Source organism: Halorubrum distributum JCM 10118, assembly GCF_000337335.1.
In the GTDB taxonomy this organism is placed as follows: domain Archaea; phylum Halobacteriota; class Halobacteria; order Halobacteriales; family Haloferacaceae; genus Halorubrum; species Halorubrum distributum.
The window spans coordinates 148,111-162,512 of sequence record NZ_AOJN01000048.1; the positions used below are offsets into that span (position 1 = coordinate 148,111).

The following is a 14,402-nucleotide window of genomic DNA, read 5'->3' on the forward strand; positions in this document are numbered from 1 at the left end:
AGGGCAGCCGAGGAGTCAGTCTCCGCTCGGCTCGCCGTCGACCGTCACGCGCTCGCTCTCGCCCGCGGGGCCGTCACGCGTCGGTCCGTCGAGCAGGGCGACCGCCATCCGGCGGGCGGCGTACGCGGCCGCATTCGCGAGGTGACAGGCGACGAGAATTGCGGCGACGCCGAGCGGGACCGCCGCCAGCGCCTCCGGCAGCGTCTCGATCGCCCACGTCGCGGGCTCGCCGTTGACCTCGCCGAATTGGACCGTGACGGGATACCGGGCCGGCGCGGTCAGCAGGGGAACCCCCCTCGCGAACAGGATCAGCGGGATGAGGCCGAACAGGGCGATCCAGAACTTCGACAGGAGGAATCCGAGCCCCCGCCACGTCGAGGCGGCGTCCACGTACTTCCGCGCGCCGGCGACCGCGCCGTCGGCCTCGGCGAGGTCGTCCGGCGTCGCGAGGTCGGTCCCGAGCAGCGCGTCGGCGAGCCAGCGCTCGAAGGCCGCGAGCAGCCGAGCGGCGACGAGCGTCGCGAGCAGGACCACGAGCCCGACCAGCACCGGCGAGAGCATGATGCCGAAAACGACCCCGAAGCTGAACACGCCGGAGTGGACGAAGGCGATCGGCATCGCGACCAGCAGGTACAGCAGGTGGCGATACGTGCGGCCGTCGGCGACGACGCCGACGACCGGGAGGGAGGCGAGCGGTCGGAGGGAGACCATACCGTAACAGGTTCTTCGTCCGACAAAAATCGGTCGCTCTCCCGGCGACTCAGCGTAATTCAAGGTGGAGCCTCCGACCTCAGAGAGTGAGCGTAGCGAGCGAGTAGGTCGGAGAGGAAACCGATACAGTACTACACCAACTATGCTCGGTGACTGGCCGACTCCCCACCGAGCCGTTACTAATATAAAACTATAGACCTACATCTGAAGTACAGATGGAGGTACGTCGCACCGTTCCCGTCAAACTCGACGTGGCCGACAGCGACGCTGACCTCCTCCACGAAACCATCTCCGAGTTCCTGTGGGCTGCCAACTACGTCGTCGACCACGCGTGGGAAGGCGAATACAAGACCACGAGCAAAGCTGAACTCCAACGCGAAACCTACGACGACGTGCGGGCCGAGACGCGACTCCAAGCGAACCTCGTCCAAAACGCTCGCAACAAGGCCGCCGACGCCGTCCAGAGCGTCGTCGCTCGGTGGAAGCAAGGTGACTACGCGGGGAAGCCGAACTTCTCCGCACCGACGCTCGTCTACGACAAGCGATGTGCGACGTTCAACGACGACCACGCGACGCTCTCGACCGTTGAAGGGCGCATCACCGCGGAGTACGTCCTCCCCGATGAGAGCCGCGAGACGCCCCACTCGGAGTATCTGTTCAACGACGACTACGAAGTGACAGGCGGGGAACTCCACTACCGCGACGGCGAGTTCTACCTTCACGTCCGCACAAAGGCGGACGTGGAGTTCGAGACTGCCGACGACGGCAACGACGGGCACAGCACAGTCCTCGGCGTTGACCTCGGCATCGAAAACGTCGCCGTCACCTCCACAGGGACATTCTGGAACGGGTCGGAGTTGAATCACTGGCACCGCGAGTTCGAGAAGCGGCGCGGATCACTCCATCAGTGTGGCACGCGGGCCGCCCACGAAACCATCCAATCGGTCGGACGTACTGAGACAGGCCGCTACGACCACTTCTTACACACCGTCTCGAAAGAACTCGTCGCGGAAGCCGTCGAGTATGGCTGCGACGTGATCGCGTTCGAAAACCTGACAGGGATTCGTGAGCGGATGCCTCGTGCCAAGAAGTTCCACGAATGGGCGTTCCGCCGTCTGTTCGAGTACCTCAAGTACAAAGCTGAGACCGTCGGTATCTCGGTCGAAGAAGTGAGTCCTGCCTACACCTCTCAACGGTGTTCAAAGTGTGGATTCACCCATGAGGACAACCGCCCGACATCGGACGGACAGGACGTATTCGAGTGCCTGAAGTGCGGGTACTCACCTCACGCGGACTACAACGCGGCGAAGAACATCGGTCTGAAGCATCTCCGCGCGGCGCAAACGTCGTCGGGCGGAGGCGCACCCGTAAACGTGCGCTTGAATCGCGGGACGTTGAACGTGAACGGCGAGTATTCGCCTGCCGCCGACGGCGGCCAGAACGGAAGTCCACGCGAAAGCCCCACCCTCAACGAAGCGAACGGCGAAGCCGTGAGCGAGTAGGGTGGGGTAGTTTACCCGAGGAAGAAGTCGATCGCGTTCCCGGACGACTGGCCCTTGTACAGCTCGGAGTAGCCGCAGTTCGCACAGGAGACGACGAGGAAACTGCGGTTCTGAACGTCGAACATCTTGGTGAGTCCCGTCCCGCTGGTCGCGATCTCGTCGGTCTCGGCTTCCGTGCCGCCGCACTTGGGGCACCCCTCGTCGTCGCCGCCGAGCGAGGCGGGACGGTCGTCGGCCGCCGCGGCGTCGCGGCCGCTCGGGGCGTCGCGACCGCCCGGGGCGTCACGACCGTCGGACCCGTTCTCGCTCTCGTCGTCGTCGCCGAACACGGAGTACTTCGAGTCGTCGGTTTCGGAGGGCATCGCCCCGCGATTCACCCGCGATCGATAAACTTCTTGTGTCGCCTCACTCGTCCGTCTCGTCGACGAGTTCGTCCGCGAGTCCGGTGTAACCGGCGGGCGTCAGCGCCTTCAGTTCCTCGCGAACGCCGTCGTCGACGTCGAGCTCGTCGAACAGCTCGCGGAAGTCGTCGAGCGTCACCGACCGCCCGCGAGAGAGTTCCTTCACGCGCTCGTACGCCTCGGTGTCGCCCTCGCGCCGCAGGACCGTCTGGACCGCCTCGCCGATCACCTCGGGCGTCGCGTCCAGCTCCTCGCGCATGACCGTCTCGTTCGGGACGACCTTCCCGAGCCCGTCCGCGGCCTTCGAGTAGCCGATGAGGCAGTGCGCCAGGGCGGCGCCGACGTTGCGCTTGACAGTGGAGTCGGAGAGGTCGCGCTGGAGCCGGGAGGTCGTCACGTAGTCGGCGAGGAAGGTGAGGTCGGAGTTCGCCTTCGAGAGGTTCCCCTCGCTGTTCTCGAAGTCGATCGGGTTCACCTTGTGTGGCATCGTCGACGACCCCGTCTCGCCCTCGACGGCCTCCTGGCCGAGGTAGCGGTCGGAGACGTACAGCCACGCGTCCAGGTCCAGATCGAGGAGGACGTTGTTGACGCCCCGGAGCGCGTCGAACAGCGCCGCGAGGTCGTCGCAGGGGTTCACCTGCGTCGCGAGCGCGGTGTGTTCCAACTCCAGGCCGCGCACGAACGACTCGGAGAAGCCCCGCCAGTCGACGTCGGGGTAGGCGGCGCGGTGCGCCGCGAAGGTGCCCGAGGCGCCGGCGAGCTTCCCGGAGAGGTCCTCGTTCGCGACGACGACCCGCCCGAGCGCGCGGCCGAGCCGCGCGGCGTACACCGCCATCTCCTTGCCGAAGGTGGTCGGCGTCGCGGGCTGGCCGTGCGTGCGCGCCAGCATCGGCGTGTCGCGGTGGTCCTGTGCCAGCTCGACCAGCGCGTCGCGCACCTCGCGGACCGCGGGGACGATCACATCGCTCACCGCGGGCTTGATGAGCAGTCGCTGCGCGAGGTTGTTCACGTCCTCGCTCGTGAGCCCGAAGTGGATCCACGGGTACAGCGACTCGGCGTCGTCGAGCGGCGCGTCGGACGCCTCGCCCGCATCGCTTTCGCCCGCTCCGCTTTCACCGTCCTCGGCGACCTCGGCCAGCCGGACGCGGAGGAAGTACTCGACCGCCTTCACGTCGTGGTTGGTCGCGTCGTACCCCGCGGCGCCCTCGGTCTCCAGCGCCTTGATCAGCCGCGCGTCCTCGGCGTCGAACTCCTCGTATATCCGCCGGAGCGCCGCCTCGGTCGCCTCGTCGAAGCCGATCGGGATCGCGTCGAGCCCGCCCAGCGCGAGCAGGTACTCGACCTCGACGCGGGTCCGCGCGCGCATCAGCGCGGCCTCGCTGGCGTACGGGGACAGCGGCGCCGTCCGGCCGGCGTAGCGGCCGTCGAGCGGCGAGACGGCCGCGAGCGGGTCCGAGCGGGACAGGCCGGCGATGGCGTCCGCCGTCGGTCCGGAGCCGTCCGCGGTCGGTTCGGGGTCGTCGGTCATGTCCGCGACTGCCCCCGGCGCCAGCAAAAGCGTGTCGATGGGGCGTCGCACGGACGTGGATCCGTAGCGGCCTCGAAGCGCGTCGAGTGCCGGTTCCGATCCGCAAACGTGTACACTACCGCGGCGCGGACCGCAATCGATATACCCGATCGGTCGGAGGTCCACGTATGAAGATCGCGGGACTCGCGAGCAACCGAGGACGGAACCTCAGACACATCGCCGACGCCGCGCCCGGCGGGGCGGAGCTGTCGGTCGTCCTGACGAACCGCGAGCAGGCGCCGGTGCTGGGGGCCGCGACGGAGCGCCGGATCCCGACCGAGGTCGTCGAGCGCGACGAGGGCGAGTCGCGCGAGTCGCACGAGCGCCGCATCGTCGAGCGCCTCTCGGACTACGACGTCGACCTCGTCTGCCTGGACGGCTACATGCGCGTGCTCACCGACGCGTTCCTCGACGCCGTCCCGACGACGCTGAACGTCCACCCCTCGCTGCTCCCGTCGTTCCCGGGCACCGACGCCCACGAGCAGGTCCTGGAGGCGGGCGTCCGGACCACCGGCTGTACGGTTCACGTCGTCACCGAGGAGGTCGACGCCGGCCCGGTCGTCACCCAGGAGCCGATCCCGGTGTACGAGGACGACGACGCCGACTCGCTGAAGGCGCGCGTCCTCCGCGAGGCCGAGTTCACGGCGTACCCGCGGGCGGTCCGCTGGTTCGCCGAGGACCGCGTGACCGTCGAGCGCGACGCCGACGGGAGTCCGGAGCGCGTCGCGGTCGAGGGCGACGTGGGCGGCGACTTCCCGGAGCGGCGGTTCGTCTCCGAGGAGCGCACAGACACGCTGCGGTACGGCGAGAACCCGCACCAGGACGCCGCCTTATACGTCGACGACGGCTGCGAGGAGGCGAGCGTCGTCGACGCCGCCCAACTGAACCCCGGCGCGAAGGGGATGGGGTACAACAACTACAACGACGCCGACGCCGCCCTCGACCTGGTCAAGGAGTTCGACGAGCCCGCGGCCGCGGTGATCAAGCACACGAACCCCGCGGGCTGCGCCGTCGGCTCGGACCTCGCGGACGCGTACGACCGCGCGCTGCGCACGGACGCGAAGTCCGCCTTCGGCGGTATCGTCGCCCTGAACCGCGAGTGCGACGCCGACACCGCCACCGCGGTCGCCGACTCGTTCAAGGAGGTCGTCGTCGCGCCCGGCTACACCGACAGCGCGCTCGACGTGCTCACGGAGAAGAAGAACCTCCGCGTGCTCGACGTGGGCCCGCTCGGCGAGGGCGAGGACCGGTTCTCCGAGCGGTTCACCGAGAAGCCGATTGTGGGCGGCCGCCTCGTCCAGGAGCGCGACCGACAGTCGCCGACCGCCGACGACCTGGAGGTCGTCACCGAGCGCGAGCCCACCGACGAGCAGGTCGAGACGATGCTGTTCGCCTGGAAGACGCTGAAACACGTGAAGTCGAACGGCATCCTCTTCGCGACCGGCACCGAGACGGTCGGCGTCGGGATGGGGCAGGTGTCCCGCGTCGACGCCGTGACGCTGGCGGCGATGAAGGCGGAGAAAGACGCCGAGGGGAAGTCCGCCGAGGGCGCCGTGATGGCCTCGGACGCGTTCTTCCCGTTCCCGGACGCGGTCGAGGAGGCGGCCGACGCCGGCATCGAGGCGGTAATTCAGCCCGGCGGCTCCGTCAACGACGAGGACGTGATCGCCGCGGCCGACGAGCGCGACATGGCGATGGCGTTCACCGGGTCGCGGTGCTTCCGACACGATTAGGCGTCACCCATCCCAGTCGCTCGGGACGTACTGCTCGAACTCGGGGTCGGCCGAGCGGGCGAGCGGCCGGAACGCCCGCTCCCCGTCGACCCGGAACCCCTCGATCCGCGACTGTCCGGGACCGGTGAGGTAGCCGACGTAGGACATGGCGAGCGCGTACGCCGCGTCGTGTCGGGCGGGGTTGACCGGGATGACGGCGTACTCGTTCCGGAGGAGCGGCGGCGGGTGGTCGATTCCGAAGTCGACGTGCCGGCTGAGGGCGCCGTCGCCGCCCACGGCGAGGAAGGTGCCGCGGTCGACGAGGGTGTAGGCGCCCGACCGTTGAGCGGTCGTCAGCGTGTCGCCCATTCCCTGACCGGTTTCGAGGTACCACTCGCCGCCGGGATCGACGCCAGCCTCGTCCCAGATCCGGCGCTCGCGGATGTGGGTTCCCGACCGATCGCCCCGCGACAGGAACGTCGCCTCCGCGTCGGCGATCGATTCGAACGCCGACACGGGACCCGCTCCGGCGACGCCCGCGGGGTCGTCGGGCGGCCCGACGACCAGGAAGTCGTTGACCATCACCCGGCGTCGATTGATCCCGTGCCCCTCGGCGATGAACTCGTCCTCCAGCGGGCGGGCGTGGACGAGCACGACGTCGCAGTCGCCGTCCCGGGCGGTGCGGAGCGAGGCGCCCGTCCCGCGCACGACCGACTCCACCTCCGCGCCGAACCGGTCGGCGTACCCCCGGTTCAGGACGGGGAGCAGCCCGCTGTCGTACGCCGTCGTGGCGGTGGCGAGCGTCAGCGACCCGAGGTCGGACGGGCGCTCCTCGGTCCGATTCGTACAGCCGGCCAGCGAGGCGGCACCGCCGAGGCCGAGCGCCCGCACGTACTGTCGACGGCGCATGCGATGTAGCCGAAATTGGGCACACTTTCCTATGAATTAACCGGTAGCTGTTTCGGCGCTGGAACGCCGCTCGTCGTGGGGCGGCGCCGCGTCCGACTCGCGTATCGGCCGCCTGAAACGATAACCCCACGCGGACCGCCGGATCGACGGCGCTTTTTTCTCGCGCCGTCGTTGCTCCGACGAGAGACGACCGTGGCGCAGTTCGGCAACTCGGTACGGCTGCTCGGGGACCGGGAGTTCGCGGCGCTCGCCGGGACCGCGTTCGCCCGTAGTCAGGCGTACTCGACGATCCTCATCGCGCTGGCGCTGTACGCGGACCTGTTCGGCACCACCGGGTTCGTCGAGGGCCTGTTCGGCACCGCCTTCGCGATCGTCCAGCTGGTCATCGTCCTGCCGCTGGGCCGGAAGGTGGACACCGGGAACGCGAAGCGGTGGCTGCTCGGCGGCTTCCTGATCAACGTCGCCGTCTTCGTCGGCTTCGCGCTGGTCGACAGCTCGGTTCACATCATCCTCGTGCGGATGGTCCAGGGGCTCGGCGCGAGCGTCCTCTGGATCACGGGCGCGACGGTGATCGGGGAGATCAGCCCGGACGACGAGCAGGGGCGGTGGCTGGGCTCGTACAACCAGTTCGCCTCCTTCTCGTCGCTCGCCGGCGACCTCGTCGGCGGCTACCTCCTGTACGCGTACGGGTTCACGGAGACGTACCTCGTGTTGACCCTCGTCACGCTCGCCGCGTTCGCGCTCGTTTTCGCCTTCCTCCGCGACAACCCCGGCGGCCGGAAGGACCCCGAGGACGCGGGCGGGATCGAGACGTTCCGGTCGCTGCTGGGCCTCCCGATGTTGCGCGCGCTCGTCTTCTTCCGGTTCACGTTCAGCGTGGGGAAGATGGCGGTGATCATCTTCCTCCCCATCTACGCGCGGACGACGTTCGGCATCTCCGCGTTCGCCATCGGCTGGATCATGGCGGGCGGGAAGCTGACGAAGGCGCTGACGCAAGGGTTCGTCGGCGACCTCACCGACCGCTACGAGCGCACGTACCTGTTCGTCGCGGTCGGCGCGCTCCTGTACGGCGTCGGCACCGCGATCATCCCGCTCGCGGCGTACTTCGAGGGGACGCTCGCGCCCGTCACCGTCTCCTATCTCGGCGACTCCCAGACGCTCGGCGGGGCCTTCTTCGCGCTGTTCGCCGCCTACTCGCTCCTCGGGGTCGCCGACTCGATCCGACTGCCGGCGAGCATGTCGCTGTTCGTCAGCGAGGGCGAGGCGTACGACTCCGTCGCCAGCGCGATGAGCCTGCGCTCCGTCTCGTGGAAGGTCGGGCAGGTCGTCGGGCCCGTGCTGGTCGGCACCACGATGGACTGGACGACCACCGAGACGGGGTTCCTGCTCGCGGCCGCGTTCATCGCGTTCGCGACCACGGGCTTCGCGTGGCAGGCCCGGGCGGCCCACCGAGCCCGCCGCGACCCGGGCGGGGCCGTCCCCGGCGACGACTGATCTCGATCAGCGGAAAAATCGTTTAAAGCGTGTAGTCGTGGTCGCCCGTCTCGGACTCCAGGAAGGCCGTCAGCAGATCGATCGTCGCCTCGACGTCGCCGCCGTCGGCGGTCTCGGTGACGGTGTGGAGGTACCGCGTCGGGATCGAGATGGCGCCGACGGGCTTCGCGCCCGCCGTGTTCTGGAACCCGGCGGTGTCGGTGCCGCCCGCGGGCAACACCTCGTGCTGGTGGTCGATCTCCTCGCTTTCGGCCACGTCGGTGAGCCGGCTGTGAACCTTCGGGCTGGTGATCACCGAGGAGTCCTTCAGCTTCACCGCCGTCCCCTCACCGAGCTCGGTGACGGCGTCGGCCGGGTCGCCGATCTGCGGCACGTCGTTGGCGACGGTGACGTCGAGGGCGACGGCGAGGTCGGGGTCGACGTCGACGCCGAGCGCCCGCGCGCCGCGGAGGCCGACCTCCTCCTGGACCGTCGCCGCGAAGTGGATCGTCACGTCGGGGTCGTCGATCCGGCGCGCGGCCTCCAGCATCGCGAACAGGCAGATCCGGTCGTCGAGCGCCTTCCCCGTGACGCGGTCGCCCATCCGCGTCGTGGTCTGGTCGAGGGTGACGAGGTCGCCGACGCTCACCAGCTCCTCGACCGCCTCGGCGTCGCGGCCGAGGTCGATGAACACGTCCTTCACCTCGTCGTCTTTCTCCTGCTGTTCCTCCGTGAGCGTGTGCGGCGGGACGGAGCCGATGACGCCCGTCAGGTCCTCGTCGCCGTGGACGGTGACGCGCTGCGCGCGCAACACCCGGGCGTCGAAGCCGCCGAGCGGGTCGACCTGGACGAACCCCTCGTCGGTGACGTGGCGGACCATGAAGCCGATCTCGTCCATGTGGGTCGCGACGGCGACGGAGTAGTCCGAGTCGCCCTCGATCGTGCCGACGACGTTCCCCATCGCGTCGCTCCGGACCCGGTCGACGCTGTCGGCGAACTCGCGGCGGACGATCTCGCGGACGTCGTCCTCGTAGCCGGGGACGCCGCGGGCCTCGGTCAGCTCTCGGAGCAGGTCGAAGTCGAAGTCGAACTCGCGTGGCATGTCTTCACCTGTCCGCGCCAGCGACAAAGGTCCGCAGGATCCGGCACGACCGTCGCCCTTCGCCGAACCGCGAGTGATCCGATATTTAAATAACCGTGAACGGCGACGAGAGTTGTTTATAAATGAATCCGCGGTGGCGCGTGCCTGCGAGCGGCCGCCAAAGGCGGCCGCGAGGAGCACGCGCGAGGGAGTCGCGAGCGAAGCGAGCGACGAGGCTGGGGAGGTGTGAGGTGCGGGGCTGTGCGGTGCCGGGGCGGGACTCAAAGGGGCAGCCGGGAGGCTGGCGCAGGCGACGCAAGCACCGCAACGAGGGAGCGAACGCAGTGAGCGACCGAGTGAGGAGCGCAGCGAGCGTGCGCCAGCCTCCCGGCTGGGGCTTTGGAGGTGTTCACCGCCGAGCCGCTATCAGCCATTTATAAGCGAACGGCTGGGGATTTGGCGGTGTTCGCGGTCGATCCGAAGTCAACGATTTATAAGCGAACGGCTGGGGCTTTGGCGGTGTTCGACGCCGATCTACTGCCAGCTATTTATAAATAGACATCCCACGCGGAGTACTACTCAAATCGGTAGCTCGGCGTCCGCGCCGACCACGCGGTCCGGTTCGGCGGGCGCACGCCAGTCGGTCGTCCGCTCCAACAGCTGGACGACCATCCGGCCGGTCACGCCCCAGACGGTGTAGCCGTCGACGTGGAAGTAGTGGACGCGGTGGTCGCCGTACTCCGGATGACCGACGCGTCGCTCCGACTCGTAGTTCGCGGGGTTGGTGAGCGCGTCGACCGCGAGGATCGCCACCTCCGCGACCTCCGACTCGTCGGGGACGTACTCGCGGTCGGGCGCGACGCCGACGAACGGGCGGACCGCGTACTGCGACGAGGTGCGCGTGTCGTCGATCCGACCGAGGACGTCGACCTCCGTCGGCCGCATTCCGACCTCCTCGTCGGCCTCGCGCAGCGCGGTGTCGGTCAGCGTCCGGTCGATCGGCTCGCGACCGCCGCCGGGGAAGCTCATCTGTCCGGGGTGTTCGCCGAGGTGCGCGGCGCGCTTGGTGAAGAGGAGGTGGGCCTCCCCGTCGCGCGCGATCACCGGCGCCAACACCGCGGCCTGCCGCCGCCCGGCGAGCGACTGCGGCGCGTGTCGACGCAGCCCCGACAGGTCCATGGGCGAGTTAGGCGACGCGAGGCGGTTAACGTTTCCCCGGATTCCGTCCGCGCGGGACGTGATCTATCCGCAAGCCCGGGGCAGACCGCGCCGCGGCGGTCGGGTTCGGACCTTTTAAGCCCGCGACACCCGCTTTCGAGAGTAATGAGCGACGACGACCAGGAGCTCGGGATCACCGAGTCCAAGACGCACAACACCGGCGAGTGGTACGCCGAGGTCGTACGGAAGGCCGGCCTCGCCGACTACGGCCCGGAAGGGATGAGCGGCTTCATCGTCACCCGCCCGCGGGCGTACGCGGTCTGGGAGCGGCTCCAGGGGTTCCTCGACGCGAAGTTCAAGGACACGGGCGTCCAGAACGCCTACTTCCCGCTGTTCATCCCCGAGTCGTACCTCGAACGGGAGAAGGACATCGTCGAGGGGTTCGACCCCGAGGTCGCGTGGGTCGACGAGGCGGGCAACAAGGAGCTCGAAGAGCGGCTCGCGGTCCGCCCCACCTCCGAGTCGATCATCACGCCGTACATCTCGCAGTGGGTCCGCAGCCACCGCGACCTCCCGCTGCGCGTGAACCAGTGGTGCTCCGTCGTCCGGTGGGAGGCGACCGAGACGAAGCCGTTCTTCCGGACGAAGGAGTTCCTCTGGCAGGAGGGCCACACCGCCCACGCCACGAGCGAGGACGCGTGGGAAGAGACCCTGCTGCGGCTCGACCAGTACGAGTCCGTCTACGAGGACCTGCTCGCGCTGCCGGTCCTGAAGGGGCAAAAGCCCGACCACGACAAGTTCCCTGGCGCGGACACGACGACGACCGTCGAGGCGCTGATGCCCGACGGGAAGTCCGTACAAGCCGGCACCTCGCATCACCTCGGGCAGTCGTTCGCGGAGGCGTTCGACATCACCTACTCCGACGAAGACGAGGAGGAGCGGACCGCCCACACGACCTCGTGGGGGCTCTCGTGGCGCGCGCTGGGCGCGCTGATCATGACCCACTCCGACGAGCAGGGGCTCGTCTTACCCCACACGGTCGCGCCCACGCAGGTCGTCGTCGTCCCCATCTGGCAGGAGGACACGAAAGACGACGTGCTCGACTACGCCGAGGGAGTCGCCGACGAGCTCGACGACGCCGGGATTCGTGTCAAGCTCGACGACCGCGACGAGCGCAACCCCGGGTTCAAGTTCAACGAACACGAGCTCAACGGGATCCCGCTCCGGATCGAGATCGGCCCCCACGAGGTCGACGACGAGGAGCTCACCCTGGTCCACCGCCCCGACGGCGAGAGCGTCGAGGTCGACCGCGACGGCGTCGCCGAGACCGTCCGCGACCAGTTCGACGAGATATACGCCAAGCTGTACGCGACCGCCGAAGAGACCCTCGACGAGGGCGTGCGCGAGGCCGACGACCGCGCCGACATCCTCGGCACGCTCGGCCAGCACGGCGGCTACGTGAAGGCGCCGTGGTGCGGCGACGAGGCCTGCGAGGAGCCGATCAAGGAGCCGCTGGCCGCCGAGATCGTGATGGTCCCGTTCGAGGACGAGGACCCCCTCGCCGACGGGGACCACGGCGAGACCTGCGCGATGTGCGACGACGACGCCGAGCGGACCGCCTACTTCGCGAAGACGTACTGAGTCGCCCGGACGAACGGACGGGCCTCGGACGTGCCGGGCCGAGACGACCCGCGTTTTTGCGCGCGACCGGGGCACCCGTCACGTCTTGCGATTAATCCGCGTTGATCCGGCTTAACGGAGTTTCGGGTATATAGGGACGGAGTGTGTACACGCAGGTAATGAACCGATGGATTGCGAGCCTCGTCGTCGTGGCCGTCGCCGCGGCGGTGATCGCCGGGGCCGCCGCGGCCGCGCCGGCGGGGCCGGTGGCGCCGCAGACCGATTCGCCGATCAACGCGAGCGACGGCGAGAACGGGACCGCCGAGAACGCGACGACCGACCTCAGCCCCGGCGAACGCCTCGCGGGCGTCGTCGGCGTTCAGGGCGCCGAGATCGAGGGCGAGGTCGAGTCCCGCGCCTTCGAGGTCGGGCTCCGGCAGGCCGAGACGAACGAGAGCCGCGCCGGCGTCGTCGCGGAGCGACTGAACCGGACCGAGGAGCGGCTCGCGGAGCTGGAAGCACGACAGCGGGAGCTCCGCGAGCGCCGCGCGGCCGGCGAGCTGAGTCAGGGCGCGTACGCCGCCCGGATGGCGACGACGACCGCGCGGATCGAGACGCTCTCCCGGGGCCTGAACCGGAGCGCGAGCGCGGCGGCCGAACTCCCGCCCGCCGTCCGCAACGAGACGGGCGTCGACGACGAGCGGCTGGCGACGCTGCGCGAGCGCGCGAACGAGCTCAGCGGCCCCGAGGTCGCCGCCATCGCCCGGGGCGTGGCCGGCGAGGGCGTCGGCGGGCCGGTCGGTCCGGAACGCCGCGGCCCGCCGGGGAACGGGACCGAACGCGGGCCCCCGAGCGACGCCGGTCCGCCCGGCGAGGGGCCACTGGGCGGCGGTTCGGGAAACGGGTCGGCCGGGCCGCCGGGAGCGGGTCCGGGGAACGGGTCGGTCGGTGGTCCCGGAGCGGGTCCGGGAAACGGGTCGGCCGGGCCGCCGGGGGCGGGTCCGGGGAACGGGTCGGTCGGTGGTCCCGGTAACGGGTCAGCAGGACCGCCGGACGCGGCGGGCGCGAACGGGTCCGAGACCGGCGCCGCGAACGGGTCGGACCCGCTCGGTCCGCCGGGATCCGGGGGCGGGACCGACGACGGGTCGGGTAACGCGTCGACCGGTCCGCCGGTCGGCTCCGGCGACGGGTCCGGGAGCGGCGGGCCGGGCGACGGCGGCCCCGACGGAAACGGATCGAGCGGCGGCGCTGGCGCACCGTCGGTCGACGGGGCGCCGGGTGCTCCGTGGACGGACGTCGGGAGCGCCTCGCGCCTCGATGGGTGATTCACGACGGGCCCCGAACGCGGCGCCCAGGACGGTCCGACCCTCGACGGGGCGTCGAAACTGTCCCGGATGGGAAGGAATTTACCGGCCGTCCGTGTGAGACAGTCTGTGCAGCGAGCGCCGATCTTCCTCGCCGTCCTGGCCCTCCTCGGAGCCGTCGGTCTCGCGCTCGGCGCCGGGGGCGCGGGCGCGGTGCCGTTCGACGGCGGCTTCGCCCAGATGGACGTCGAACCGGACGACGTGTCGATGGAGGTCGACGTTCGGCCGGACGGCGACGCGCAGTGGACGGTCGAGTACCGGATCCGACTCGCAACCGACGAAGAGGAGCAGGCGTTCGAACAGCTCCGCGCGGACGTGGAGAACGACACGGAGGCGTACACGACCCGGTTCCGCGACCGCATGGTCTCGACCGCCGAGACCGCCGAGTCGACGACGGGCCGCAACATGACGGTGTCGAACGCGACCGTCACCGCCGAGCGGCGCGAGCTCCCGCAGGCGTACGGCGTGTTGACCTACCGGTTCGAGTGGACGAACTTCGCCGCCGTCGACGGGGACCGACTGCGCGTCGGCGACGCGGTCGACGGGCTGTTCCTCGACGACTCCTCGTCGCTCATCGTCTCGTGGCCGGAGGGGTACCGCCTCGCGGAGACGACGCCGGACCCGAGTGAGGTGCGCGACCGGTCCGTCGTCTGGAACGGACCGGTCGACTTCTCGGCCGGCCAGCCGCGGATCTCGGTCGCGCCCGCGGGGCCGCTCTCCGGGCTCCCGACGGCCGGAATCGTCGCGCTCCTCACCGTCCTCGCCGTCGCCGGGGGCGTCGTCGCCTATCGCCGGCGTGACGACGGGAGCGACGGGGAATCGGGAGTCCTCGCGGGCGGTGGCGGAGACACCGCGACCGAGAGCGACGCGACCGGAGACGAGGCGCCGAGCGCGGCGGGCGCCA

General features: G+C 69.7%; 12 protein-coding genes. 6 read left to right on the forward strand and 6 right to left on the reverse strand.

From position 1 onward, the window contains the following. Window positions 1-15 precede the first annotated feature (15 nt). The gene (locus C466_RS08830; protein ID WP_004598320.1) at window positions 16-711 is read right to left on the reverse strand and encodes a sensor domain-containing protein; all 696 of its coding nucleotides are present in this window, start codon (window positions 709-711) and stop codon (window positions 16-18) included. A 215-nt stretch (window positions 712-926) separates the two neighbouring features. On the opposite strand from C466_RS08830, the gene C466_RS08835 reads away from it, so the two are divergent. Next, complete coding sequence (locus C466_RS08835) at window positions 927-2,213, forward strand: RNA-guided endonuclease InsQ/TnpB family protein (RefSeq protein ID WP_004598319.1); 1,287 nt, start codon at window positions 927-929, stop codon at window positions 2,211-2,213. An 11-nt stretch (window positions 2,214-2,224) separates the two neighbouring features. Here C466_RS08835 and C466_RS08840 read toward each other — a convergent pair whose 3' ends face one another. Then, entirely contained in the window at window positions 2,225-2,575 is a 351-nt protein-coding gene (locus C466_RS08840) for a zinc ribbon domain-containing protein (RefSeq protein ID WP_004598318.1), read from the reverse strand. A gap of 43 nt (window positions 2,576-2,618) precedes the next feature. Further along, entirely contained in the window at window positions 2,619-4,142 is a 1,524-nt protein-coding gene (gene purB, locus C466_RS08845; RefSeq protein ID WP_004598317.1) for an adenylosuccinate lyase, read from the reverse strand. Window positions 4,143-4,309: 167 nt separating this feature from the next. Here purB and purH point away from each other — a divergent pair, with 167 nt between their 5' ends. Continuing rightward, window positions 4,310-5,914, forward strand: a complete 1,605-nt coding sequence (gene purH / locus C466_RS08850; RefSeq protein WP_004598316.1) for a bifunctional phosphoribosylaminoimidazolecarboxamide formyltransferase/IMP cyclohydrolase — start codon at window positions 4,310-4,312, stop codon at window positions 5,912-5,914. Between the two features lie 3 nt (window positions 5,915-5,917). On the opposite strand, the gene C466_RS08855 is transcribed toward purH, so the two are convergent. Then, window positions 5,918-6,802 carry a substrate-binding domain-containing protein gene (locus C466_RS08855; RefSeq protein ID WP_004598315.1) on the reverse strand — a complete coding sequence of 295 codons (885 nt, stop codon included), beginning with the start codon at window positions 6,800-6,802 and terminating at the stop codon, window positions 5,918-5,920. A 192-nt stretch (window positions 6,803-6,994) separates the two neighbouring features. Here C466_RS08855 and C466_RS08860 point away from each other — a divergent pair, with 192 nt between their 5' ends. Next, on the forward strand, window positions 6,995-8,296 hold the full coding sequence (locus tag C466_RS08860; protein ID WP_004598314.1) for an MFS transporter: 1,302 nt from the start codon (window positions 6,995-6,997) through the stop codon (window positions 8,294-8,296). Between the two features lie 22 nt (window positions 8,297-8,318). Here the strand turns inward: C466_RS08860 and C466_RS08865 are convergent, their stop codons facing one another. Both C466_RS08865 and C466_RS08870 read right to left on the reverse strand, forming a co-directional pair. Beyond that, window positions 8,319-9,377: a M42 family metallopeptidase gene (locus C466_RS08865; protein WP_004598313.1), complete on the reverse strand. Its 1,059-nt coding sequence runs from the start codon at window positions 9,375-9,377 to the stop codon at window positions 8,319-8,321. Between the two features lie 558 nt (window positions 9,378-9,935). After that, a complete protein-coding gene (locus C466_RS08870; RefSeq protein ID WP_004598312.1) occupies window positions 9,936-10,535 on the reverse strand; it encodes an NUDIX hydrolase in 600 nt (199 codons plus the stop codon). A 144-nt stretch (window positions 10,536-10,679) separates the two neighbouring features. On the opposite strand from C466_RS08870, the gene proS reads away from it, so the two are divergent. From proS to C466_RS08885, 3 genes are all read left to right on the forward strand, one after another. Then, window positions 10,680-12,155 carry a proline--tRNA ligase gene (proS, locus tag C466_RS08875; protein ID WP_004598311.1) on the forward strand — a complete coding sequence of 492 codons (1,476 nt, stop codon included), beginning with the start codon at window positions 10,680-10,682 and terminating at the stop codon, window positions 12,153-12,155. A 158-nt stretch (window positions 12,156-12,313) separates the two neighbouring features. Further along, a complete protein-coding gene (locus C466_RS08880; RefSeq protein WP_004598310.1) occupies window positions 12,314-13,459 on the forward strand; it encodes a hypothetical protein in 1,146 nt (381 codons plus the stop codon). Window positions 13,460-13,567: 108 nt separating this feature from the next. Beyond that, window positions 13,568-14,402 (forward strand): DUF7345 domain-containing protein (locus C466_RS08885; protein ID WP_004599767.1); only part of this gene is annotated, 835 nt, incomplete at its 3' end.

Coding starts and splice junctions, on each gene's coding strand:
- C466_RS08870 (WP_004598312.1), bottom strand. CDS start 10,535: ATGGACCTGTCGGGGCTGCGTCGACACGCGCCGCAGTCGCTCGCCGGG.
- C466_RS08855 (WP_004598315.1), bottom strand. CDS start 6,802: ATGCGCCGTCGACAGTACGTGCGGGCGCTCGGCCTCGGCGGTGCCGCC.
- C466_RS08835 (WP_004598319.1), top strand. CDS start 927: ATGGAGGTACGTCGCACCGTTCCCGTCAAACTCGACGTGGCCGACAGC.
- C466_RS08880 (WP_004598310.1), top strand. CDS start 12,314: ATGAACCGATGGATTGCGAGCCTCGTCGTCGTGGCCGTCGCCGCGGCG.
- C466_RS08865 (WP_004598313.1), bottom strand. CDS start 9,377: ATGCCACGCGAGTTCGACTTCGACTTCGACCTGCTCCGAGAGCTGACC.
- C466_RS08840 (WP_004598318.1), bottom strand. CDS start 2,575: ATGCCCTCCGAAACCGACGACTCGAAGTACTCCGTGTTCGGCGACGAC.
- purH (WP_004598316.1), top strand. CDS start 4,310: ATGAAGATCGCGGGACTCGCGAGCAACCGAGGACGGAACCTCAGACAC.
- C466_RS08830 (WP_004598320.1), bottom strand. CDS start 711: ATGGTCTCCCTCCGACCGCTCGCCTCCCTCCCGGTCGTCGGCGTCGTC.
- proS (WP_004598311.1), top strand. CDS start 10,680: ATGAGCGACGACGACCAGGAGCTCGGGATCACCGAGTCCAAGACGCAC.
- purB (WP_004598317.1), bottom strand. CDS start 4,142: ATGACCGACGACCCCGAACCGACCGCGGACGGCTCCGGACCGACGGCG.